We start from the raw sequence: 24,627 nt of genomic DNA on the forward strand, positions 1-24,627 counted from the left end.
GCACGTCGCAGACGAACCCCGGGGTGAATCTCGTCCGTGCGGGTCGGGCACCCTCTCGCCCGGGTTAATCTCTGCATGTGCGCGTCGCTGCGGTCGCCACCACACTGCTGCTCCTGCTCGCGGCCTGCGCGCAGGACACCTCGTCGCGCCCCTCGCCTCCCGAGGATCTCCCGGTAGTGCGTGCCGACGGTGACCGGCTCGTCCTCGACGGCCGGACGTGGTGGCCCGCCGGACTCAACGCATACCAGCTCGGTACCCGCTGGGAGGTCAACCACGGATGCGGTGCCGAGGTGGACCTCGACGACTTCTTCGGCACGCTGGCGCCGCGTTCGATCGTGCGTTTCGACGCCTTCCAGTCCCACGCTGTCCACCGGATCGGCGGCACGCTCGACTTCACGGCGCTCGATGCCGTCTTCGACGCCGCCGAGCGGCACAGGGTGTACCTGATCCCGGTGCTCGCCCCGCAGGACAGTGATTGCGACGCGGGTGGATACAAGCAGGCGGACTGGTACGACGCCGCTTGGCACGACCCGCTGCCGGGTCATGTGCTCGCCTACGACGACTGGGTCGCGACCGCCGTCGAACGGTGGGGTTCGTCACCGGCGGTCGCGATGTGGGAGCTGATCGGCGAACCCGAGACCGCGACCTGCACCGACGACGAGTGCACCCTCGAACGACGCGAGTGCTTGCCCGGCGGTGCTCGGCTGCTCCGCAACTGGATCGACGAAGCAGCCGGCATAGTCCGCGAGCACGACCCGGACCGGCTCGTCACCGTCGGCACCATCGGAGGCGACCAGTGCGGTTCCGCCGGCGACGATTTCGCGACCGTCACCGACGCCGAGCAGCTCGACGTGGTGCAGTACCACGACTACGACGACGCACAGTTCCTCGAACGGCGGCTCGACGGATTGTCGAAGCCGATGCTCGTCGCCGAACTCGGTGTCCGGGCCGGTTCGTGCCGCGCGGTGAGCGAACGTGCCGATATCGTCGACCGCACGCTCACGCGGTACCGCGATCTCGGGGCCGACGGCGCACTGATGTGGTCGTTCGTCCCCGACCCGCGACCGGACGAGTGCACCTACGACATCGGCCCGGACGACCCGGTCCACTACGTCCTACGGCGTCACCACGGCTCAGGGTGACGTCCGGTCGAGTACCCGGAAGAGTCGCCAATCGGGTTGGTCGGCACCGTCGTTGGGGATTTCGAGTTCGAGTACCGCGATGTCGCTGCCGGTCTCGTAGATGGTGGGGTAGCGGCGGTTGACGGCGTCCGATGTTCCGCGGCCCTCGTTGGGGACGGTCAGGATGTACTCGACCCCGGAGGCGGAAGGGCGGTTGAGCACGGCCGTGAAGTCGGAGTCCGAAGGGATGACGAACGTCTCGGGGCGTTCGGTGGCCGAGAAGATCGCGAACCCGTAGACCGTGTCCATCAGCACCGAGCCCGGCGGTAGGTCCATCGCGTCGAGGTATTCGGCGATGCGCCGTTCTGTGGAGAATGCCGCGATCACCTGTCGCTGCTTCTCACGCACCTCGGACGGATCGTTGTCGTCCGGGAACAGGACCGTGCGCAGCGCGTGCTGTTCCTGCGACAGGGTGGGCGAGCCCATCGCGACGAACGTGACGGGCAGGCTGCACACCAGGAGCACCGCACCCAAGGGTGCTGCGCCGCTGTGGTCCTCCGTCCTCGGAACGGCATGCGGCCCGGGGCGTCGTGCCGTGAGCAGTCCACGTCGCGGAGCCAGTTGTACGACCCACACCGCGAGCAGCGGGATCGCGCAGATGTAGAAGCGCAGGAACGGGAAGGTCATTCCGCGTGCATAGGACAGGGCCGCGAAGCCCAGGACCGCGCCGAAGACGACGAACGGCACGAGCGGTTCGAGATCGCGTCGTCGCCATGCGAGCACCGCCACGACCGGGATCAGCAGCGGAAGCGCCGGCCCGAGCACGACGGTCTCGGCGAGCGAGAAGGCGATCGCACCGAGCCCGCCCGACGACCCGCCACCGCTCTGCTCGAGGATGGCGGCGTTGCCGTAGGCCGAGGTGAACTGCGCGAGCCATTCACCGGTGACGAGCCAGCTCGTCACGACGAACGCGACGAAGGCCAGGGCGAGGGGAGCGGCGACGAGGATCGCGTCCATGATCGCCGGCTGCCATCCCGAGCCGGGAGCGTACCGTCGCGATCGGTACCGGACGAGCAGTGCGACGAAGACCGTCACCGCCCCGCCGACGGCCAGCGCGTCGTACCGCGCGAGATACGCCAGTGCCAGGGCGATTCCGGCCAGCGCCAGGTCGTGGATGTCGTCGGTGCTGCACCAGCGGATCAGGCGACGCGCGGCCCAGCACAAGGCGAACAGGAACGGCGCCTCGCTCATCCCGTTCGCGCCGTAGTAGACGATCATCGGGTTCAGGGCGAACACCGCCGTCACCGTCCACACGAACCACGGCGTGCAGCCGCGATCGCACGCGATGCGGTGGATCTGCACCGCCGCGCCGGCCATGAACGGCGCCGACATGAGCACGGCCGTCACCGCGTAGGCCGACAGTCCCGGGAACCACGCCGACAGTCCTGTGAGGGGCACCTGGACGAGCGCGGTGAGGGGTGTGAACACGAAACCGATGGCGGCGAGGTGCGGGTCGCGGCTGAGCAGCGCCGACCGCGCAGCGCTGACACGGCTGAGCGAATCACCCTGGTAGTACTGCACGTCCAGCGCGAGCCACAGTCCTACCACCAGATAGATCAGGCAGGTGGTCCAGAACACCCACGTGCTGCGGGTCCTCACGACGACAACCCGTGGAAGGTCTTCTCCCAGTAGGAAGGATTACGGATGAGCTGATAGGTGCCTTTGATCGCCGCGATCGACATGAGGACCCAGTAGAACGGCACGGTCAGGCACGGCCACCACAGGTTCGAGTGGCCCGTCTCGCGGCACGCCACGAAGTTCATGTACATCACGGCGACGTTGCCGAACACGAGCGAGATCAGCGCGGGGAAGTAGGCGTACCAGGGGAAGATCTCCTCGATCAGTTCCGCCTGGCCGAGCAGCCACGCGAGCGTCGTCATCCAGAACACCATGTTCAGGCACGCGATGATCGGCGTGCCCGCGAGCAGGGTCGTGAAACGCAGCATCCCCGCGGTGCCGATCACCCGCCACAACCGGACGGGCCGGCGCATGTGGACCAGCCAGGTCTGCAGATAGCCCTTGTACCACCGGGATCGCTGCCGCACCCAGTTGATCGGATCGCTGTTCGCCTCCTCCAACGTGGTCGAGTCGAGAACCGCAGTGGAGTAGCCGGATTCGGCGATCCGGACGCCGAGGTCGGCGTCCTCGGTGACGTTGTACGGATCCCACGCACCGATCTCGTCGAACACCGATCGGCGGATATGGTTCGACGTCCCGCCGAGCGGGATCGGCGAGTGCGACTTCATCAGTCCGGGCAGGATGAAGTTGAACCACAGCGCGTAGTCGGCGGTGAACCAGCCGGTCAGCAGATTCTGGGTTCCGTTGTGGAAAGCCAGTTTCGCCTGTACACATGCCACGTCGTCGCCGAGACGGTCGAAGACGACGACCACCCGACGCAACTGCAGGGGCTCGGGGAGGTCCTCGGCGTCGAAGATCGTGACGATCTCACCGGTGGTGAAGTGCAGACCGTAGTTGCACGCCTTCGGTTTCGTGCGCGGGTCGGCGGCCGGGACGAGCAGGATCTCGACGCTCTCGCCGAGCCCGGCCTTCTCCGCGGCCTCGATCGTGACGGTGTCGTCCTCCTCGAGGAGCAACAACACCTGGAGCTTGTCGGCCGGATAGTCGAGCGCGGCCATCGCGGCGAGCAGGTCGCCGACCACCTCGGGTTCGTTGTAAGCGGGGACGAGCACCGTGTACTGCGGCAACTGGTCGTCGGTGAGGGCCAGGGCTTCCTCGTCGTCGACGATGAACTGCGCGTCGCGCGCCATGCCGCGGGTGAACAGCAGCAGCCGGTCGGCGAGGGTCGCGATGTACCCGAAGGTGCACAACACGGTGAAGACGATCAGGGTCGGTTTCGTCGCCACGACGAGCGAGAGCACGAAGGCTGCGGCGAGCGCGAATCCGAGATACTTCTGCCACGGGACGAACGCGACCGACGCCGACGAGACGGGGCTCCGTTCGCGGAGTCCGTGCACCGCCTCGTGCAGGGCCGCGGTCCGGTAGGCGCCGAACTCCGCGGTGCCCTCGGGTGGAACATCGTGCCCGGCGCCGACGTTCACTCGCCCTGCCATTGTGCCTCCACGAGTTCGCGACCCACTTCGATCAGCATGGAACGGTCCTTGTACTCGGGTTCGGTGTCCTCGACGGTGCCGTTGCCGCGCAACAGCACCCGCAGCAGCGTGCGCGCATTGGTGACGGTGTTCGGTTCGGGCTGCGGGAACGGCGCGTCGAGTTCGTGGTTGTCCACCGTCAACAGGCTCACCCGCTGGGCGACGGTGTCGCTGCGGACCCACACGAAGCTGAGCAGGCTCCACGTCAGGAGCAGGTTGTCGTCGACGACGGTGAAGTATTCGGCGGTCACCCCGTGCCCCAGCTCGACGTACTCCTTGGGGCTCACGCGCGACATGCCGAGTTCGTACATCGACTCGGTGGGGTAGACCGCGAATGCGTTCGGGCTGCGGACCTGCAGGGTCTGTACGGCGACGGTGCGCGGGCGCAGCAGACGGTCCCAGTCGGGATTCGGTTCCTCCGCACGGATCATCTGCCGGCGCAGGACCGATCCCTGGCGGAAATAGGCACGGGGCCAGTCGTAGTCGACGGACGACAACTGCACCCATCCGGGTGGGACGATCTGTGTGGCGGTGCCCGAATAGGGCGGTCCCTCCGACACGGGGGTCAGTCGCTGGTCGGGCAGCGGCACGAGCGCCGCGAGCAGTGCGGCCACCACGATGCACAGGGCTCCCCGCACAGCCTGGGGAATCGACACCGGATTCGGCGGCAGCGTGCGCGGGGCGAGCCCGCGGTAGGTCCACAGATAGGCGCCGGCACCGACGACCAGCGTCGCGATCACCGCCGGCACGTACTGCGACACGGCGATGGACGCGTCCGGCCACCGCTGATCGATCAGGATGAGCACGAAAAGTCCGGTCACGAATGTCGCGGAGCCGTAGAAGAATCCGCGGGCACGGGTGCGCCGCGTCGCGAGTCCGATGGCCGTGGCGGCGAGCACGAGCGTGACCTGTCCCGCGGCGAGCTTCGTGCCCCCGGACTCGACGAGCACGATCCGATAGAGCACGGGCGAGCTCAGGAAGAGCATCGCCCACGCCTGCCAGTACGCCGCGGTCACGCGCAGACCGAACATCGCGACGCACGCCCCGCACACGAACACCCACGCGGCGAGCACGTCGAGGTGCATCACCTGATAGTTCGTCGCGTAGCGCGGCATCAGCAGCCCCTTGATCGCGAGCGCGATCAGCAGCAGGAGCACCGACGTGATGATGTCGGTCTGCCGGTCGTGGATCGGCAGTTCGTTCTTCCGCTGCCGCGTGATGCCGATCGCAACGATCGCGACGAGAGGCGGCACGATGAGGACGTAACCACCCGTGGTGCCGGTGCGGATCTCGTCGAGCAGCTGCAGCCAGGTGGAGTGGAAGCCGATCAGGGTTGCGGCGACTATCGCGATCCACCGATTGGTGGTGTGCAGCATCGCGTTCGTGAAGAACCGCTCGATGAACGACGGATTCTCGATTGTCGTGGTCATCGTGTTCACCGCGACTGCGGACGGCGCCGACGGGTGAGCGACCACACCGCGGCGCCCGCCGCACCGACGACGAGCAGGACGATCCCCGCGACGACCACTGCGGTCACCGTGCTGTCCGATTCCGACGACGCCGCGTCGACGTCGTCGTCCCGGGTGTGGGGATCGATGAGGGTGATCGGTTCGCGGTCGGGCGCGGTGAACAGCACGCTGCCCTCGAGTTCGAACCAGCGACCGGGCTCGGCGGCGAGCCAGTCGAGCGTCCGATCGAGTTCCTCGGGAGCACCGGTCGACGTGGCGACCAGCACGGTGCGTCCGTCGTCCCGCACGACCTGCAACGAGGCGAAGTCCACCTCGGTGCCGAAAGTGAGGCTGGTGCTCTCGCCGTCGGCGTTGCGGACCTCGAACCGGCGGTCCTCGGTGCGGACGAGCGGCAGCTGCGACTGCAGATCTTCGGGCAGGAGACCGTTCGCGGCTACGATCACTGCCGGTCCCGACGAGGCGAGCGCTTCGTCGATCGTCACCCATTCGGGGTCGAGCGGACGGTTGGTGAGCGACTGGAGCCCGGCGACGAGCTCGACGGCACGGGCGACGTCGACGAGGCTGCGATCGGAGGTGGCGACGTCGACCTTCGGCATCAGCGTCTGGGGCAGCGACGGGAAGCCGACGGGCAGCGGCGGATCCGCGAGGGTGCTGAAGACACGACTGCCGCCGTCGATGCGCAGGGTGACGGGTTGCTGCAGACCGCACTGCTGCTGCGCGCCGGTGGTGCGGAGTTCGACACTGATGTCGGTGAGCCGCCCGAGGGCCGAGTTCGGAACCGTGACGACACGGTCGATGACGCCGCTCGCGTCGGCGGCCCACGAATCGAGCATGATGTCGCCGACGGAGACGGTGATCGACCCGCCCTGGGTGGCGGGGAGCGGGGTGTAGGTGCCCTGCAGGTCGATGCGCACATCGCGCACCGGCCGCCCGAATTCGGTCTGGTCGAGGAAGAGGTGTACGTCGGCGAGGCCGAGACCGCTCGTCTCGAGGTCGGACACTCGTAGGTCGTACAGGGTGGTCGAGTCCGGAGCGAGGATGGGCGGGACGTCGAAGGTGCCGACGGCGACGTCGGAACCGACGGCAAGACCGGACAGGATGCTGTTCACCAGGCCTACCTGGTCGAGGAGGGTCTGGGCGTCGCCTCGGACGTACAGGGCGGGCGGCCCGTCGGGCACCGGCACGACCTCCGCACCCGTCTGGTCGCCCTCGCTGACGACGATCTGCCGGACGAGCGGGGTGTCGGCTGCGGGGGGTAGGCCGTTCGCCGGGAGTTCACGTACGTCCACGGGCACCTGCCGCCCGGGATACCGGGCGCTCACGGTCGCTGCGAGGTCGAGGGCGACGCCCGCTTCGGCGTCCGTGGGGTCCTCGGCCAGATACAACTCGAGGCGATCGAGGACCGGCGGGAGGTAGTCGGCGACCGCTTGCGGCGCCGCGGGTGTGCCCGCGTACCGGACCAGACCGTCGCGCAGACGTACCGAACCCAGCGTCCAGTCGTCGGGGCAGATGTTGTCGACGGCGACCAGGTGCAGATCGAGCGAGACCACCGCGGCGCCGTTCTCCACCTTCGCCCCGGCGAGCGGAATCGTCAGGGGCACGATGGCGCCACCGGGCGGCAGTTCCACGCGGGTGAGCAGGCGCCCGTCCGAGACGACGTCGATCCATCCGCGCGCGACATTCGTGGGCAGTTCGGCGGTGGTGTCCAGGAAGGCGGGAGTATTTCCGGCCGGGACAGGAAATGCGAGTGTGACGACATCGGAATTGCCACGGAATTCGATGTTCGGCCCGAGCCCGAGCTTGCGGGTCGGGAATGCGACCTCGCCCGGAGGAGTCGGTTCCGTCGGTTCGAGATCCTGCGCTGCAGCGGTAAGCGGGTTCGCGCACAACGTCATCGAGGCGGCAAGAGCCAGCACGAGGGTGCGACGGGAACGGCGACCGGTTCTGGGCGATGTCACTCGAGCAGCGTATTGCGTCCGATCACGAGAATATTGCAGACGCGGCGACAATTCGGTGTGACGTTGCGCTGTTGTAACGGAACGACGGCCGGCCTCGATTTCAGCCGACGACTCGAATCGGACGAATCAGGAGGCCCCGTGACGGAAGCAGCGAGGGATCGGACGGTTGCGGCGCCGTGAGCGATCCGCTGTTGTTCGTCGCGCACACCGGTGAGCGGTCGGGTGCCGAGAAGGTCATGTTGATGCTCGTCGACGTCGCTCTCGCGCAGGGGCGTCGGGTCGTGGTGGCGTGCCCTGACGGGCCGCTCGCCGACGCCCTCCCGGCCGGATGCGTCCGTGTCCGGTTGCCCCGGCTGGGCATGTGGGGTCAGAGGGGAGTCGGGCGGATCGCGGGCCTGGCGGGTCTTCCGGTGCGGTGGCTGGTGGGAGCGCGCAGGCTCCGTCGCGTGCTCTCCGCGGAGCGGCCGCGGGTCGTGTGCAACTCGTTGTTCGCATTGCCGTCCCTGCGGCTCGCCGTGCTCGGCACGTCCCACCGTGAACGTGCCGGGTGGCTGGTGCACGACACTCTGTCCTCCCGTAAGCAGCGCATCGTCGCCCGGATGGGCAGGGGTGCCGTGGGTGGAGCGGTCGCCGTCTCGCGGGCCTCGGCCGTGCCGGTCCGTGAATGCGGATATCCGGTGGTCGTCGCACCGCACGGCGTCCCGATCCCGCCTGTTCCGTCCCGGTCGACATCTCCCGATGCCTCGACTCCCGATGCCTCGACCGTGCGCGTGGGCATCCTCGCGTCGGTGACGGAATGGAAGGGACACCGCGTCCTTCTCGAGGCGGTGGCCGAGGTGCCCGGGATCCGTCTCGATGTGGCGGGGGAACCGTTCCCCGGCGACGAAGCCTTCCTCGACGAACTGCGGCGTCGCGCACACGCCCCCGACCTGCGCGGACGAGTGTCGTTCCTGGGTCGGGTCGATCCCGCCGAGGTCTTCGCGGTGTGGGACGTGATGGTCTCCGCGAGCACCTCACCGGAGGCGGGGCCCCTGGTCGCACTGGAGGCGATGGCGCACGGTGTGCCCGTCGTCGGCACCGATCACGGAGGGACCGCCGAGCATCTGGCCGACGGCGCGGGACTGCTCGTTCCGCCCGGCGATGCGAAGGCTCTGGCAGAGGCGTTGCGGCGACTGATGTCCGATCCCGACCTGCGGAACGACATTGCCGTCACCGCGCGTCGCCGGGTGGAGGAGCGCCACGACATCGAAGTCACGTTGCCGGCCATGGTGAACGCCTTGTGGGCGACGGGCGTCACATCGTGAGGCGGCCTCGAGTATTGCTTTTGCAACCATGTTGTGATCGCCGATGTTTGGTGTTCCCGGCGGATTCGCGCACACTGTGAGCCATGTGGGTGTGGATCGCATCGTCGCTGGCGGCGTGGCTGGGCCTCTCGGCTCTCGGCGCGCTCGCGGTCGGTCGGTTCCTGTTCGTCTCCGAGAGGGAGGAACAGCTCGTCGAGATGCAGCGGGAGCAGCGCGATCCTGCGAATCCTCCCGTCGCTTCCTGACACGCCGGACGTCCGCCTGCGCGATACTCGCGAGTAACAATTTCTCGTGTCTAGACTCGGTTCCGCGTCGTCCTCCTGTCCCCCATGTGAGGACGGCCGCACGGGTCGGCTACCCCCCATCGCCGGTCCGTGCAGAAGCCCCGGCCGATCCACCACCACGATTGCCGGGGCTTCACCTATTCTCGGGCCTGTTTCCGGCGGAGATATCCTGTCGCTCATGACCGAGCAGGCTCCCCGCGTCGCGATCACCTATTGCACGCAGTGCAAGTGGCTGCTGCGCGCCGGATGGATGGCGCAGGAAATGCTGAACACCTTCGGTACCGCTCTCGGCGAGGTCGCGCTCGTTCCCGGGACGGGGGGAGTGTTCCGCATCGTTGTCGACGACACGGTCGTGTGGGACCGCAAGGAGGACAAGGGCTTTCCCGAGATCGTCGTGCTCAAACGGCGAGTGCGTGATCTCGTGGAGCCGGATCGTGATCTCGGGCATGTGGATCGGGCCGCCCGGGCCGATGCCCCACCTCGTCGCGACAGCAACGACATCTAGCGGTAACGTTCTCGTATATGTGCCCGCGTTCTACGCGCGTCGGGCACGGTCGACGGCGTGCCGCTCACGAAAGTGGTCGCCGACATCGAAATACGGGGAGGAAAATCGATGAATTCTGTTGCGAAGAAGGCTGCAGTCGCGGCCTCCGGTGCCGCACTGCTGGCACTGGTCGTTCCGGGCGTCTCGTCCGCTGCGGGTCCGAGCGTCTCGGCGAAGGCGGAGAACGGCGCCATCGTCGTCGACTTCGATCTGACGCGCGCCGACGTCGACCGCGGCGTCACCTGCGTCACCTACGTCCTGAAGCCGGGCACCGTCGACACGGCCGATCCGTCGGGTCGCATCGACGCGCAGCCCGCCGGCACGAGCTTCTCGGTGACCAACACGAGCACCTCGAGCGCGCTGTACATCAAGGACGGCGCACCCTTGCAGGCCGGCCCGGAGTCGATCACCGACGGCACCTACAACGTCTTCTGGGGCTGCCAGGACGCCTCGGGTGCGCAGTACGAGAACATCTTCGACGCGTCCGGTCGCCCCTTCACCGGTGGCATCTCCGTCACGGTCGGCGACGGCGGGTCCGCACCGCAGGGCGAGTCGGCTCCGCAGGCGCAGTCCGCGCCGCAGGCCGAGTCCGCGCCCGCGCCGCAGGCCGAGTCCGCGCCCGCGCCGCAGGCCGAGTCCGCGCCCGCGCCGCAGGGCGAGGCCGCGCCCCAGGCCGACAATGTTCCGCAGGCCCCCCAGTCGCAGCCGGAGCCGGTCGACCCGCTCCAGTTCGCGATCAAGTTCCTGCGCGACTTGATCGGCGCCTACCTCTGATCGGAGTCCACACTCCGATCCGCACGTGACGGCATCGGCGGCCCCCATCGGGGGCCGCCGATGCCGTTTTCGTGCCGACCCTGTAGATGTGGTCCGGGGTCGATTTCTGTGGCAGTGGAAGGAGAAGGGGTGGACGCCGCCTCGATCGCGACGGTTCTCGCATCGTCGCTGCAACTGCGACGTGCGTACGGCGCGAGCATGCGGCCGCTGACGTCCGGGGGCCACTGGTCCGAGGGTGACGGCTGGTGGATCGGCATCACCGCAGCCCCCGACCCCGACTACAACCTCGCGCTCGTCCACGGCGGCGACGTGACCGCTCACGCCCAGCATGTCTACGAGACGCTGACGGAGGCCGGTCACCCGTCGATCGTCCTGCTCGCCGGGGACGGCCTCGGCGCCGCCCAGGTTCTCGCCGACAACGGCTGGGTGTGTGCAGGTTCGCTGGACCTGACCTACCTCGTCGCCCACGACGCTCCGATCGATCCGGGCCTTCGGGTTCTCGGCGAGGACGACATGGTGCATGCCCGCGAACTCGCCGCCGCAACCTTCGGGATCGCCCCGGGGACCGCCGCGGTCGCCTACGCCGACGTCGTCGCCCGCACCACCGGCGTCGAGGTGATCGGGATCTTCGACGACGCGGATGCGGACGACGGGGCTGCAGCTCTGCAGTCCTGCACCCTGCTCGTCGACAGCGGACCGATCCGGACGGTGTGGTCGCTCGGCACCCGCACCGGCCGGCAACGTCGCGGATACGCGAACCGGCTGATTCGGGCCGGCGCCGCCCACACCCACACGCAGCGCGGCCCGGTCGCGATGTGCGGACTCACCAGGCCGCGTGTCACCCCGCTCTATCTCGCGGCCGGAGCGCGCGTCGCCGAGACCTGGCAGATGTGGTCCCGTCCGCGCTGGCTGCTCGGCAGCTGACGGACGTTCGGGTCGGTAACATTTGCCCGATTCGTCGCGACACACTGGCGACGTGCCCACTCCCCGGGGCGACAGCGAAAGGCCTGTGCATCGTGTCCGAACGAAGCATCCGCGACGCCGAACTGCGTCGTGAGCTCGGTGTTCCTCCCACCGTCGATCTTGTGGGGCATGCCCGCGATCTCGCTCGCGTGGCCGTGCCCGCCGCACTCGTCGCCGCGCTCGCCGCGGTCGCGGTCTTCTTCGTCCGTGACAGCGGCCCCGGGGTGTACGAGTCGTCGCTCGTCGCGGAGATCCGCTCGTCGGCATCCGTGTCCGGCAACGACGCGACCCTCGGGCAGCTCATCGCTCCCTATGTCGCGCTGTCGCAGGACTCGGCGGTCGTGGCCGCGATCGCAGCCGAGACGAACGAGGACCCCGCGAAGCTGCCGTCGAGGATCGACGTCGGCTACGGCTCGTCGCCCACCCTGCTCACCGTGACCGCCCGCGACGACTCGCAGGCCGACGCCGACCGGCTCGCGCAGACGGTCGTCACGCAGCTCGACCGCGCGCAGACCGAACGCAATCGCGTCGCCCTCGACGCGCGCATCGCCGAGCTGGACGCGGTCGTCGCCGGTCTGCGTGCCGACCTCGCCGCGAGTATCGCCACCGACGAGGAGGGCGTAGCCGATCCGGTGGTGCAGGCCGAACTCGATGCGCGGCTCGAGCAGCTCCGGCAGGCACGCTCGGGCGCGAGCCTCGAATACCTCCAGGTGCTGTCGATGCCCGCCGGTACCGGGACGAAGGTGTCCCCGATGCCGCGCGCCGAGGCCGCGGTCGCCTTTCTCGCCGTGTTCGTCCTCGTCGCCGAGTTGCTGGTCGCGCTGAACGGACGCTTCGGAGCGTCGAACAGCCCGGCCTGGGCCCGGCGGGTCGCGCGTCGCCACCGGACAGCTGTGCAGATCGAGCGCGACGATCGGGAGACGCTTCCTCTCGACACGATCGTCATGCTCGGACAGCGCGCTTCGCTCGGCGACCACATCCTCCTCCTCACCGGCGAGGGCGTGACCGTCGAGACCGACGCCTTCGGCGATGCCCGCAACCGGATCGTGTGCTGCGGAGTCGGGGAACAGTGGTGGATCCGCGCGAAGACCGAGGGGCTCGCGCTTGCCGTGATCGTGCTGCAGGCCGGGGCCGAGGAGCGAGCGCAGGCGGAGGACACACTGCGTGCCCTGGCCGAGATCGAGGTGCCCACGCGTCTCGTCCTGCTCGGTGCAGGACGCGAGTTGGTGCCCGTGCTTCCGGCCCGGCGCCGCGAAACGGCCGTGGAGGCGGCTCCCGAGCCCCCGGCTCCCGTCCCGGCCGCCGCACCTCAGCCCGCACCTGCACCTGCACCTGCACCTGCGGCGCCTGCACCGCGACCGGTGCCCGACGACCGTCACCGGGCTCCGCAGCCGGTGCCGTCGCAACCCGAGTCGCTGTTCGTCCCGCCCCAGGATTCGGCCTACCGGCAGTACCGCTACGACGAGGGGCACGACTACGGATACGCCGACCAACAGAGCTACCGGGACGGGCACGCTCATCCCGAGCAGAACGGTTACGGCGAATCTCGGGAGACGTCGCGCTACTGACCGTGTTCCCGCCCGAGTTGAAGCTTCGCGCCGACAGGCTATAGTGATGGCGGTCACTCCAGGGGATGGGTTTGGCCTGCGCAGCCGAGCACATCGGCGTCACGACGAGGAAAATGATTTGTCTATCTGCATTGCCGGCACACCGCAGCACAGCACCGCGACGCCGGGAAGCACCGAATGGATCAAGGCTCATCTCGCCCGCATGGAAGACGGTGCGGGCTCCGCATCGCCCTCCGAGGACGTCGCCACCGAGAGTGTCGTCGACGCGCGCCGTTAGGCTCGTCTCCAGGACTGCACAGAGGACCAGCCGGGTACACGTGCCGTGAACCGGGCGACGGAGGGAGCGAGACATGAGGGAGTTGTTCCGAGGACAGCTCGACGACCTGGTCGAACGTCTCGGTGAGCTCGCCGCGGTCGCAGCCGAAGGGCTCGACCTGGCCACTCGCGCCCTGTTCGACACCGATCTCGACGCAGCCCAGGCCGCCCTCGATCTCGATGCACGGATCGCCGAACTCGACACCGACTGTGCCGAGCGAGCGGTGCGGATCCTCGCCCTGCAGGGTCCCGTGGCCGCCGACCTGCGGTTGGTCTTCTCCGCGGTTCGTATCACGGGCGATCTCACCAGGATGGGCGAACTGAGCCTGCACATCGCGCGGGTCGTACGGCGTCGCCATCCCGAGTCGCTGGTGTACGACCTCCTGCGCGACGATCTTCGCCGGATGGCCGAACTCGCCGCGCAGATCGTCGCGATCCTGCGCGACGCGTTCACCGACTTCGACCTCGAGACGATCAAGGGCACACACGCCATCGAGACCGAACTCGATGCGGTGCACTCGCGACTGCTCACCCTGCTCGAGAGCCCCGAATGGGACGGCGACATCCGGACCGCGGTCGACACCGCACTCCTCGCGCGTTTCTACGGGCGGTTCGGCGACCAGGCCGTCGACGTCGCCGATCGGTTGATCTTCTTCGTCACGGGCCAACGACCGGCTGCCTGACTTCGCCGCGCGTACTGCCGCGAACCGTGCGATTCTCTCACCATGACCCGCGACGAGCGCCTCTCGGTCGGCGGTCCTGGGGTGCCCGGGTTCGACGACCTCGACTTCGATGCTCTGTCGGTGCGGTCCGGCGCCAAGTGGGCACGGGCGGCCGCCGACGGGCTGGCCCCCGCCTGGGTCGCCGACATGGATTTCCCGGTCGCACCGCCGATCGCGCGTGCGCTGCACGAGCTGGTCGACCGTAGCGATCTCGGCTATCCCGACTGGTTCCACGGGACGCCGCTGCGCGAGGAGTTCGCACAGCGCATGCGAACGCGCTACGGATGGGAACCCGATCCCGGAGCCGTGCGCGAGCAGACGGATCTCATCCAGGCGTTGCAGCTCGTGTTGCACCTGAGCACCACGCGCGGCGATGCGGTGGCGATCCAGACACCGAACTACCCGCCGTTCCTCGCGTCAGTGCGACGGATGGGTCTGCAGCAGATCGACTTTCCGTTCGTCGACCGGGGCGACGGGTGGGTGCTCGACTTCGATGTGTTCGAGCTGTTGGCGGCGCGTCGTCGTCCGCGGGTGCTGGTGCTCGTCAACCCGCACAACCCCACCGGACGGGTGCTTACGCGTGAGGAACTCGAGCGGATCGCCGATCTCGCCGAACGGCTCGACATGCTCGTCGTCAGCGACGAGATCCATGCCGAACTGATCTACGAACCGCACCGGCATATCCCGTTCGCCTCGCTCGGGCCGGAGACCGCTGCCCGCACGGTGACTCTCACCTCCGCCAGCAAGGCGTTCAATCTCGCGGGGATGCGGTGCGCGGTGGTGCACTACGGCTCCGAGGCCCTGTTGAAGCGCCGGGACGCGGAGCCGTTCGACCTGTACGGGACGGTCTCGGTGCCGGGCGTGGTCGCGACGCTCGCCGCGTGGCGCGAGGGCGGTGCATGGCAGCGCGACCTGCTGCAGGTCCTCGACCGGAACCGTCGACGGGTGGACGAGGTTCTGCGCGAACGGATTCCGGATCTGCGGCACCACCTGCCGCAGGGTACCTACCTGACGTGGTTGAACACCGGGCCGCTCGGCATCGACGATCCGGTGTCGACCGTCCGCGATCGGGGACGTGTCCTCGCCGACGGTGGGGTGCGGTTCGGGTCGGGCGCACGCAACTTCCTGCGCATCAACTTCGCGACGTCGGGGCCGATCCTCGATCGCATCCTCGACGGGATCACCGACGCGCTCGGTGCCTGATCGTCAGCACACCCCGTCACCACACCGCGTCGGCCGGGGTGTTCGTGGACTCGAGTGTGTCGTTCGCGGCCGCGCATCCGGAGGTCGCCGAAGCGACCACGGCGCGTGAGGGCTTGGCCGAGAAGTTCTGGTAGAGCAGCCCGAAGTTCTGCTCGACGTCGGCCTGGTTCGTCCCGCGGTCGCGCATCGAGTAGACGAAAACCTTCTGTACCCAGCCGAGCCGGCGGGCCTCTGCGATACCGTCGGCGATGATGTCGGCCTGCCGTTGCGTGCTCACCGCGTTCGCGGCGGTGCCGGTCGGGGCGCCGAACTCGGTGGCCCACACCGGTGTCGCGGCGTCGCCGTACTGCACCATGGTGTCGCGCATCAGACGCATGCGGTAGAAGGTGTTCCAGCTCTGCGTGCTCACATCGGACGGCAGTGCCGGATAACTGTAGGGGTGGACGGAGAGGATGTCGAAGTACTGGTGCGCCCCGCGCGCGTAGAGCTGCTGCACGTAGGTGACGGGGGAGATGTCGGAACCGTTGTCCACCGCCGGTGCGAGTCCGCCGTTGAGGATCCGGGCATTCGGTTGCACGGACTTGACGGCCGGAGCGGCCGCGGCGAGCAACTCGACGTACTTGCCGACGTCGGGACGGGGACGGAAGAAGTTCGTCAGGTTCGGTTCGTTCCAGATCTCCCAGTGCGTCACGCGGGTCGAATAGCGCTGTGCCGCCTGCCGGGCGAAACCGGCGAAGGCTGCCGGGTCGGCGGGGTATCCGTGAGTGTCGCCGCCGCCCGCGACGCGCGCCCAGGCCGGGGTGTACGCGACGATGCCGACCACCTCGAGTCCGCGGGCCCGAGCACGATCCACCACACGGTCGGGCACCGACCAGTTCTGTTGTCCGCGGTTCGGTTCGATCACCGACCAGTCGATGTCCACGCGCAACCACCGGGCGCCGACCGCCCGGATCGTGTCGAGTTCGCGGTCGAGTTCGGAGTCCGGCAGATACATCAGCGGTGCGCCGGCGGCGATGCCGATGTCGTCGCTCGCGCAGGTGGTCGGCGGAGGGGGTTGGGGCGGTGGAGCGCACGCTGCGAGTGCGGCGAGGGTGCACGAGAGGGCTGTGGCCAGTGCAACTTGTGCGAGACGACCCATCGACTCTCCTGATGTACCATTCGGACAATTCAGGCATCGGTCGTAACGTCGCGCCGCCGACCTGCGATTCTTGCGGTGGAGCGAGCGGCAGACCGACGCCGCGAATTCACTGTAACGAGCAGGAGGCCGGAAGATGCGGGATTCGTGGACCGAAGGTTCCGGTGCATGCGCACCGTGAATTTCGAGATCCACGACGAAACATCCGCAGTCCGGCTCTCCGCGGAATGGGACGATCTCGCCCAGGAGGTGGGTCGGCGCGTCGCGACCCGCCCCTCCTACGTACTGGCCTGGAATCGGATGGGGCGCGGCCGATCGGCCGTGTGCACCGTTCGGCGCGACGGGCGCCTCGTCGGACTCGCGCCCCTGCACGCCCGCACCCGTCTCGGGGTCACCGCTCTACGACTCCCGGCTCACGGCCTCGCCACGATAGGAACCTTCCTCACGACCGACGAGGCCGCGCTCGCCGACCTGCTCGACGGCATCGCCGATCGGAACATGGCACTGCAACTCGACCACGTCGATCTCACCGACCCTCTCGTCGAGATGCTGCATGCCTCGCCTCGCTGGAGCATCGACATCGCCGGAACCGAGCGGTGCCTGACCGTCGATGTCGCCACCGGTGCCGGCGCCGAATCGCTGCGTGGTCGGCGCACACTGAGAACACTGTCTCGGCTCGAACGCTCGCTGGAACGCGAAGGCACCCCGGTCTCCGTCGAAGTGGTGCGCGATCCGGACCATCTCGCGCAGAGGTGGCGCGATATCACCGCGGTCGCCGCGGCCGCCGACGCACACAGCGGGCGCGACAACTTCTGTGCGCCGCCGTTCACCGCGTTCACCCGGCCGCTGCTCGACGCCGAGGCCCGCGCCGGCCGGCTGCTCATCGTGGGCCTACTCGTCGGCGACCGATGGACGGCACACGAGATCATGTTCCGCACCGGGACCACGGCCGAGATGTGGTTGAGCCGCTTCCATCCCGAGGCACGCCGCTACCAGCCCGGACAGTTGCTGCAGCGCCACCTCGCCGACCGCCACGACGAGCTGGGCATCGACCGCTTCGACTATCTGCTCGGCACATCGGAATTCAAGGAGCAGTGGTCGAATGGTGACTACCGGGTGGGGCGGATCGTCGCCGTCCCCACCTCGCGACCGCACCACCGATGGACCCTCCGCGCCGCGGATCTCGGAGCCGACCTCGTCCGTCCCCTGCGCCTGGCGGCGCGCGATGCTCTCACGTCGAATCGCTGCTGATCAGAGGCAACCGGGAGTGACCGCGGCCGTGCGCAGCACGTCCCAGGCCGGCTTGGGCGACCCGTCGTGCGCGAGGACCCCGAAGTTCTGTTCGCGATCGGCCACCTCGGTGCCCCGGTCGAGGAGGCTGTAGACGAACAGCTTGTCGACGAAGCCCAACGCGCGTTGCTCGGTGATCCCGTCGCGCAGGATGTCGGCCTGCTCCGTGGGCCCGACCGCGTCGGTGTCCGTGCCCGTCGGTGCCCCGAACTCCGTTGCCCAGATGGGCTTGTCGGAATCCCCGTGCTCGACCATGACGGTGCGCATCTCGCGCATGCGGTAGAAGGAGTTCCAGTCGGAGGTCGAGGCGTCGGACGGGAGAGCGGGATAGCTGTAGGGATGCATGCCCACCACGTCGAAGGCCGGCGACACGCCCTGATCGTACAACTCGGTGAGGAAGGTCGTCGGGGCGATGTCGGAGCCGTTGTCGGTGCCGGGGGACAGGCCTCCGGTGATCACCACCGCCCCGGGGTCGACGTTGCGGATCGCCTCCGACGCCGCCACGAGCAGGTCGGCGTACGCGCCGACGTCGGGTTGCGGGGTGAAGAAGGCCGTCAGGTTCGGCTCGTTCCAGATCTCCCAGTGCGTGACTCTGTCCGAGTAGCGATCGGCGACGTCGCCTGCGAAGCGCCCGAATTCGCCGGGGTCGGCAGGCATCCCGTGCGGATCGCCGGGGTCGGCCTCCGACGTCCGCGCCCAGTGCGGAGTGTGGGTGAGCAGGCCCAGCACCTGCAGGTCGTGCGCGTCGGCCGCGGCGACGACCCGGTCGGTGCCCCTCCAGTCGAAGCGTCCGCGCGCGGGTTCGATGATCGACCAGTCCATGTCGAACCGGATCCAGCCGGCGCCGCTGTCGGCGACCTTCGACATGTACGCGTCGAGGTCGTCGGCGTCGAGGGAGTCGAGACCGGCTCCCGTCGCGACCCCGAGACTGTCGGCGGTCAGATCTGTTCGGCAGTCGCGTGCCTCGGTGCTCTGGGTACACGACAGAGCGAACACACCGACAAGGGTGAGAACGGCGCGGAGCGGCATGGACCGCGACACGCGACGCGGCATCGACCGCGAAAGGGACACTGCAACCTCAACGGGACTTGACGAGACCGGCGAGGCCGAGCCCGCCGGTGATGGGAAGGACATGGGTTCCGGCCAGAACACAGACAGCCGAGAGGACAGCGGTGACGGGCCAGGGAAGATCGTAGCGTTCCGCGAAGAGCGACATCCACACGGCCACCGAAACACCCAGCATCGCGATCGCCATGGTCTGGGTGAAGGGGAACAGACCCCTGATCCGGACGCTCCGGACCACCACGATCCAGATCGCGACGAGCATCGCAGCCTCGGTGAGCACCGTCGCCAGCGCCGCCCCGTCGAACGACATGCGGGGGATGAGGACGAGGTTCGCACCGATGTTCCCGGCGAGCGCGGCCAGTGCCACCCACGGGTAGACGCGGTGGCGTCCGGTCGCGATGAGCACCATGAGACCGAGTTCGGTGAGCATCGACAGAGCGCTGCCGAGCACCAGCATGCGCGAGGCGCCGGCCGCCTCGGCGAACCGCTCGCCGTAGAGGAGGGACAGCACGCCGTCCGCCGACGACCAGAAGGCCGCGGTAGCGGTCGCGCCCAGCACCGCGAGGAGCATCGCCGCCTCCCGCGTGCGCTGCCGGAACATCTCGCTCTGCGCCGGCCAGGTGGCGACCAGCAGCGTGGTCACCGGACCCACGACGGTCGACGACACCATCGACAGCAGGTCGGCGAACTTGTATCCGACGGTGTAGAGACCTACCGAGTCGAAAGTGTCCATCCGCCCGAGCATCAGCACGTCGATCTTCGACAGCAGGGTGAGCAGAGCGAAACCGATGCTGAGGGGGATGGCCTCGACGAGCATCTCGCGCCACCGCCACAACTGGGCACGTGCGGCGGGCAGGGGACCGGCCTTGCCCGCTCGCACGCCGCGCACGAGGATGCCTGCGCCGACGACCTCGTTGATCACGGCCGGCACGACGAGCACGAGCAGCACCGGATTCCACAGCACCGCGGCGATGGTGGCGATCAGCTGCGCGAGCTGGCCGAAGGTCTCGGCGACCGCGACCGATGCCATGCGTAGTCGACTCTGGTACATCACCGACAGGGCGTTGTTGGGCGTCGCGATCACCACGACGAGACCGGCGATCACCGTCGCCCAGACGACATCGGACGAGTATCCGAGCAGCAGCACGTACCCGATGGCCAGCGCGTACCCGAGCAGACCGAGCACACCGCGCAACGCGATGAACGCGGTGGTGACGTAGGAGACCTCCCACGGATTGCACTCGACGAGCTTGGCGAGCACCACTCGGCCCACGCCGAGATCGGTGACGACGGACAGCAACCCGAGCAGGCCGAAGACGAAGGAGAACTTGCCGAAGTCGTCCGGTGCCAACGCGCGGGCGACGATCATCGAACCGGCCCAGCCCATCGAGGCGACGGCCAACCGGCTGCCGAGCATCACGACGGTGTTGCGTCGCGCGGCCCGCCCGTCGAGCTCCGGGGTCTGCGGTTCGTGGAGAGTACCGCCGGGGTCGTGCGCCGCGACGATCCGCTCCATCACGACGGTTTCGGCCATCCGGTCGGCCAGCGAATGTCTACCCACGCGACGGCCTCGTCAGATTCTCAGGCCCGCGGAGCGGTAGGCATCGCGCGTGAGCTCGGCGGTGCGCGTCCATGTCGAGGTCGCGGCGACCTCGCGTCCACGGGTACGCAGCGTATCCGCGGTATCACGGTCGTGGACGACGACGCGCAGGGCCGCGGTCCACGAGGTCACGGTGTGTTCGGTGACGAGCAGCGCTCCGTCGTCGACGACGTCGGGCAGTGCACCGACAGCGCTCGTCACCACCGCCCCACCACACGCCATCGCCTCGAGCGGCGGTAACCCGAAACCCTCGTAGCGTGAGGCGTATGCGACGGCGGTCGCTGCGGCGTACAGCGCGGGAAGGTGTGCGGTGGGAACGTAACCGAGACCGATCGAACCGGCCGGTGCGTGGGGTCCGGTGGATCCGGCTCCGGCGAGCACCAGCGGGACGTCGAGGATACGGCACGCGTCGGCGACGAGCGCGACGTCCTTGCGGGGTTCGACGGTGCCGACCTGCAGGACGAACCGTTCGGGCAGCCGGTAGACCCGGTGGATGTCCCGCATCTCCTCGGGAGTGGGAGGTTTCGCCCACGCCGCGGGGGCGAGCGGGGTGACCGCCGCGTCGCGGCCGCACAGCGCGTGGAGACGTTCGGCGGTGAAGTTCGAGACCGCGACGAGCACGTCGGCCCGTCGCATGGCATCGCGCAGCAGCGCGCGCTCACCGGCGGCGCGGTACTTGCTGAACGCCCACGGGGTGTCGAAGACGGCGAGATCGTGGAACGTCGAGACGGTGACACCGGAACACAGGACGGGCAGGTCGACGTCGAGGCTGTGGAACAGGTCGACCCCGCGGACGGGCATCTTGGCGTACAGCATCCGCCGCACCCCGTCGGCGACCGGTCGTACCGACGGGGTCACGCGAGGGGGCAGTTCACTCACGGCATCGCACTGCACCGTCGCGCGCAGCGCAGCCGAGGGGAACAACGGGTCGAGCGCGGTCAGCAGCTCGCGGACGTAGGTCTGGACTCCACTGCCGGACGGACGGAGTGCGAGGGCGCCGAATCCGATGCGGTGAGCGAGCTTCGGTGAGGTGACCAGTGTTGCGTCAGTGCGCATCCGACAGTTCCTAACAGTAGCCAGAAATAGACGTCGAGAGGGAAGATCTCCAGATAGGTCGCCACGGTGGAGGCGACCGCCGCCGCGACGATCGTGCCGCTCACCCCGAGTGCGAGTGCGGCGTCCTGCCCGCTCAGCACCCGGGATGCACGCAGCGTCGAGACCGCGGCGCACACGAGTACGAGGACGAACAGCCACACGCCGATCGGGCCGAGTTCCACGGCGAGCTTCATGTAGTAGTTGTCGGGCTGATAGGGCATGAACCCGAACTGCACGGCCGCCGTGTACGACAGTTCCGACAGCATCGGGTTGCTCTGGGCCACCGTGTCGGCGGCAGCCGAGCCGGTCGCGCCGAGACCCTGACCGAAGGGGTGCACCCACAGCGACGACAGGGTCTGCGACCAGCCGTCCCCGCGCTCACCGAGGCTCGACGAGGAGAACAGTGGAGCGAGAATCGAACTCGGCACGGCGAAGAGGACGAGCGGTGCGAGCGCCGCGGTGGCGCCGAAACCGAGGAGCAGGGTGCGGTAGCGGTGGACCGCCAGCCACAACAATGCGACGGCGAGACCGATGTAGCTGGCGCGCACGATCGTCACACCCATGCCCAGCACCATGATCGGTGTCGCGCACAGGAACAGTCTGTTGCGGAGCCGGTGCGGATCGGCGAAGGAGACCGAGCACCCCACGATCAGTCCGATCATCACGAACAGGCCGAAGGCGAAGGGTGTCGTGAACGTGCTGAAACTGCGCAGGATTCCGCCGCTGATGCGCAGATGCTCGTCCCAGCGGTAGCCGAGTTCGGCGAGTCGCTCACCGCCGATCACCTGTTGCGCGAGTCCGATGACGGCGGTGACGGCCGTCGTGCCCATGAGGATCGTCACCAGGTGGTCGCGGTCGCGGGCGTCGAACGGTGCACGCCACAGGATCACCGGGATGACGAGGTAGAAGTAGGTAATCTTGATGGCGATGATGCCGGCGAGCCCCGAGACGAGCAACGCCGACAGGACTCCGATTGCCACCCATGCGACCACGGCCGGCCACCACGGATAGGACGGTGCCGGCAGCCGCCGTCGGTAGGGGCTGACGAAGGTCGCGGCGAGGGTGAGGAGCAGCAGCCCCTCCTTCCACGGCGACAGTGATTCACCGCCGGGGACGATGGCGAGCAGGCCGTGGAACGGCGTGAGCGCGGCGATCGCCAGCAACCCGCGTTGGGGTCGCCGCCAGAGCAACACACCCAGCACGAGCACGACCGGAACGGCGAGCATCAGCACAGGAGTCATGAGACGTACTCGCCTGCAGCGGGATCCGCGGTGCGGGACCCGAAACGGGAGAGCACGGTCGAGGTGACCGCCGTGCGGAGGAACTCGCGCCCGTCCCGCTGCCGACCGCTGTGCTCACCGACCTCGCTGGTGAGGATGTCCCCGGTGAAGCCCCGTCGGCGCAGGCGGCGAAGTCCTTCTTCTCCGCGCTGGGTCAGGAACCACCGGTGGTCCTCGGCGGACAGCACGACCGTGGTCGACACACCCGCGCGACGCAGTGCCTCCAACCCGACCTCGGGAACCTGGGTCACGCCGATTCGGCTCAGCAGCAGCCACAATGGATAGGGCAGGTACTTCTGCGCCCACGGTTTGATGCGGGCTCGCAGGGAGATCGTCTGCGGTTCCGTCGGGGCTGCGATCGCCGGAACATCGGGTGCGTTCGGACCGAGATCTGCGCGCAACGACTTCCGGCGGTGGGTGCACCACAGGATCACGTTCACGAGCACGGCGGAGTGTGCTGCACCCCGGAGGGCGACCCACGACGAGTACCACGCACCCGAACACAGGCCGATCACCACGAGGTCCTGCGGATCGATGCCGAGGGCGGCGACAGCATCGAGGGCGTCGCGGTCGGAGTCGTCGGAGTACAGCGGCGTGGGCGTCGCCCCGTGTGCCGTGCCGGTATCGCCGACCCCGGTCCGGTCGAACCGGATAGTGGAGATGCCGTGCGCGGCGAACTCGCGTGCGAGCTCGACCCAGAGACGACTCGGGCCGAGTCGGTGCTCGTAGGCGGTGCCGAAGAACAACACCGTCGGGGTGGACCGGCGCGGGGCGCCGAACCTGTCGGTGCCGAACCCCTCGGTGCCGAACCCCTCGGTGCCGAACCCCTCGGTGTCGAACCGTTCGGGGGCGACCCCGTGCGTGCGCAGCGCGAACATCTCGTTCGGGCCGAGATATTCGACGCTCTCGTGGATCGGGAGCCCGGAGTCGGTGGTCGCGACGACCGCGCGGCCGCACTCGGGGAAGTGGACCTCGCGGGTGGCGGCCGGCGCGTCCGCAACTACCCAATCGGCGATCCGGGTGAGCTGCTCGGTCGGGATCGCGGAGTGGAGTGTGCTGGGGGTGACGAAGGATTCGTGGGCGTCGAGGGAGACCTCGTCACCGCCGAGTGCCGTGGCGAGCGCCGACACCGCGGCGGTCTCGCGGGCTGTGGGTCGGGTCGCGAGCAGGGTTCGTGTGCCGTTCAGCGACCTCGGATCGATCTTCAGGGCGCCGAGCGCGTCGGCAGCTTCGGGGGCGAGAACCCCGCCGACGATCGAAACCCGGGGGTCTTCGGGATCGTCGGCGCCGAGGGCGAGACGGTAGAGGGCGCGTTGTTCGCGCAACATCGCTCGGCCCGAGACGATCGGATCCCACAGCACGACGGCGTCGGCCGGTCCGCACTCGGGAAGTGCCGTCGCCGCGATCAGTGCGCCGGCGCGCAGTCCGACGACGGTGATGTGCTCGGCGCCGCTCGCGCGGGCCGTCTCCACTGCGGTGACGACGCTGCGCTGCCATGCCGCGACCGCGTCGGGCGAATCCTGATCGCCGGCCGAGTCTCCGGTGCCCGTGTAGTCGAAGCGCACTGCCGCGAGTCCCCGCTCGGCGAGTTGCTCGGCGAGAGCCTTGACGCCTCGATAGGTGTCGAGGTGTTCCTTGCCGAGGGGTGGGCACAGCACCACCGCGCCGCGCGCGCGGCGGTCGGCGGGAAGGTGGACGTGCCCGAGGATCGGGGACGCAGGGTCGCCGAACCACGACGCGTGTCGCACATCCACTCCGTGACCTCCA

21 protein-coding genes are annotated in these 24,627 nt (G+C 68.7%); 11 read left to right on the top strand and 10 right to left on the bottom strand.

What is annotated here, in order from left to right:
- Positions 1-77: 77 nt before the first annotated feature.
- Positions 78-1,142 (top strand): hypothetical protein, encoded by a 1,065-nt coding sequence (locus A5767_RS04220; RefSeq protein WP_064256163.1) that lies wholly within the window; start codon positions 78-80, stop codon positions 1,140-1,142.
- Here A5767_RS04220 and A5767_RS04225 read toward each other — a convergent pair.
- From A5767_RS04225 to A5767_RS04240, 4 genes are read right to left on the bottom strand one after another with little or no spacing between them, the layout of a single operon-like run.
- Positions 1,134-2,780: a glycosyltransferase family 39 protein gene (locus A5767_RS04225; protein WP_197483195.1), complete on the bottom strand. Its 1,647-nt coding sequence runs from the start codon at positions 2,778-2,780 to the stop codon at positions 1,134-1,136. The two genes, A5767_RS04220 and A5767_RS04225, sit on opposite strands and share 9 nt — an antisense overlap.
- A complete protein-coding gene (locus A5767_RS04230) occupies positions 2,777-4,252 on the bottom strand; it encodes a glycosyltransferase (RefSeq protein WP_064851723.1) in 1,476 nt (491 codons plus the stop codon). Before A5767_RS04230 ends, A5767_RS04225 begins: the two co-directional genes overlap by 4 nt.
- Positions 4,237-5,721: an archaeosortase/exosortase family protein gene (locus A5767_RS04235; RefSeq protein ID WP_231913114.1), complete on the bottom strand. Its 1,485-nt coding sequence runs from the start codon at positions 5,719-5,721 to the stop codon at positions 4,237-4,239. The genes A5767_RS04230 and A5767_RS04235 overlap by 16 nt, the downstream gene beginning before the upstream one ends.
- A gap of 5 nt (positions 5,722-5,726) precedes the next feature.
- Positions 5,727-7,718: a hypothetical protein gene (locus A5767_RS04240; protein ID WP_064851725.1), complete on the bottom strand. Its 1,992-nt coding sequence runs from the start codon at positions 7,716-7,718 to the stop codon at positions 5,727-5,729.
- 176 nt (positions 7,719-7,894) lie between these two features.
- Here A5767_RS04240 and A5767_RS04245 point away from each other — a divergent pair, with 176 nt between their 5' ends.
- The 9 genes from A5767_RS04245 (at position 7,895) to A5767_RS04275 (ending at position 15,395) form a co-directional block, all read left to right on the top strand.
- Complete coding sequence (locus tag A5767_RS04245) at positions 7,895-9,022, top strand: glycosyltransferase family 4 protein (RefSeq protein ID WP_064851726.1); 1,128 nt, start codon at positions 7,895-7,897, stop codon at positions 9,020-9,022.
- Between the two features lie 83 nt (positions 9,023-9,105).
- Complete coding sequence (locus tag A5767_RS23255; RefSeq protein WP_197483196.1) at positions 9,106-9,267, top strand: hypothetical protein; 162 nt, start codon at positions 9,106-9,108, stop codon at positions 9,265-9,267.
- Between the two features lie 217 nt (positions 9,268-9,484).
- Positions 9,485-9,811 carry a SelT/SelW/SelH family protein gene (locus A5767_RS04250; protein ID WP_064851727.1) on the top strand — a complete coding sequence of 109 codons (327 nt, stop codon included), beginning with the start codon at positions 9,485-9,487 and terminating at the stop codon, positions 9,809-9,811.
- Between the two features lie 108 nt (positions 9,812-9,919).
- Positions 9,920-10,624, top strand: a complete 705-nt coding sequence (locus tag A5767_RS04255) for a hypothetical protein (RefSeq protein ID WP_064851728.1) — start codon at positions 9,920-9,922, stop codon at positions 10,622-10,624.
- A 129-nt stretch (positions 10,625-10,753) separates the two neighbouring features.
- A complete protein-coding gene (locus A5767_RS04260) occupies positions 10,754-11,548 on the top strand; it encodes a hypothetical protein (RefSeq protein ID WP_064851729.1) in 795 nt (264 codons plus the stop codon).
- A 92-nt stretch (positions 11,549-11,640) separates the two neighbouring features.
- Positions 11,641-13,155 carry a hypothetical protein gene (locus A5767_RS23260; protein ID WP_064851730.1) on the top strand — a complete coding sequence of 505 codons (1,515 nt, stop codon included), beginning with the start codon at positions 11,641-11,643 and terminating at the stop codon, positions 13,153-13,155.
- A 118-nt stretch (positions 13,156-13,273) separates the two neighbouring features.
- Entirely contained in the window at positions 13,274-13,432 is a 159-nt protein-coding gene (locus A5767_RS22975; protein WP_019290929.1) for a hypothetical protein, read from the top strand.
- A gap of 73 nt (positions 13,433-13,505) precedes the next feature.
- Positions 13,506-14,153 (top strand): phosphate signaling complex PhoU family protein, encoded by a 648-nt coding sequence (locus tag A5767_RS04270; RefSeq protein WP_024102005.1) that lies wholly within the window; start codon positions 13,506-13,508, stop codon positions 14,151-14,153.
- A 42-nt stretch (positions 14,154-14,195) separates the two neighbouring features.
- Entirely contained in the window at positions 14,196-15,395 is a 1,200-nt protein-coding gene (locus A5767_RS04275; protein ID WP_064851731.1) for a MalY/PatB family protein, read from the top strand.
- Between the two features lie 16 nt (positions 15,396-15,411).
- On the opposite strand, the gene A5767_RS04280 is transcribed toward A5767_RS04275, so the two are convergent.
- Positions 15,412-16,533, bottom strand: a complete 1,122-nt coding sequence (locus tag A5767_RS04280) for a GH39 family glycosyl hydrolase (RefSeq protein ID WP_064851732.1) — start codon at positions 16,531-16,533, stop codon at positions 15,412-15,414.
- A gap of 165 nt (positions 16,534-16,698) precedes the next feature.
- Here A5767_RS04280 and A5767_RS04285 point away from each other — a divergent pair, with 165 nt between their 5' ends.
- The gene (locus tag A5767_RS04285; RefSeq protein WP_064851733.1) at positions 16,699-17,781 is read left to right on the top strand and encodes a GNAT family N-acetyltransferase; all 1,083 of its coding nucleotides are present in this window, start codon (positions 16,699-16,701) and stop codon (positions 17,779-17,781) included.
- Here A5767_RS04285 and A5767_RS04290 read toward each other — a convergent pair whose 3' ends face one another.
- The 5 genes from A5767_RS04290 to A5767_RS04305 form a co-directional block, all read right to left on the bottom strand.
- Positions 17,782-18,816, bottom strand: coding sequence for a GH39 family glycosyl hydrolase (locus A5767_RS04290; protein ID WP_231913115.1), 1,035 nt, complete (start codon positions 18,814-18,816; stop codon positions 17,782-17,784).
- Positions 18,817-18,898: 82 nt separating this feature from the next.
- A complete protein-coding gene (locus A5767_RS04295) occupies positions 18,899-20,446 on the bottom strand; it encodes a flippase (protein WP_230826372.1) in 1,548 nt (515 codons plus the stop codon).
- A gap of 12 nt (positions 20,447-20,458) precedes the next feature.
- Positions 20,459-21,541: a glycosyltransferase family 4 protein gene (locus A5767_RS04300; RefSeq protein ID WP_064851735.1), complete on the bottom strand. Its 1,083-nt coding sequence runs from the start codon at positions 21,539-21,541 to the stop codon at positions 20,459-20,461.
- Positions 21,424-22,821: an O-antigen ligase family protein gene (locus A5767_RS22430; protein WP_138844530.1), complete on the bottom strand. Its 1,398-nt coding sequence runs from the start codon at positions 22,819-22,821 to the stop codon at positions 21,424-21,426. Before A5767_RS22430 ends, A5767_RS04300 begins: the two co-directional genes overlap by 118 nt.
- The gene (locus tag A5767_RS04305) at positions 22,818-24,614 is read right to left on the bottom strand and encodes an alpha/beta fold hydrolase (RefSeq protein WP_064851736.1); all 1,797 of its coding nucleotides are present in this window, start codon (positions 24,612-24,614) and stop codon (positions 22,818-22,820) included. The genes A5767_RS22430 and A5767_RS04305 overlap by 4 nt, the downstream gene beginning before the upstream one ends.
- Between the last annotated feature and the right edge of the window lie 13 nt (positions 24,615-24,627).

It is taken from the genome of Rhodococcus sp. 852002-51564_SCH6189132-a (genome assembly GCF_001665495.1).
GTDB lineage: Bacteria > Actinomycetota > Actinomycetes > Mycobacteriales > Mycobacteriaceae > Rhodococcus > Rhodococcus pyridinivorans.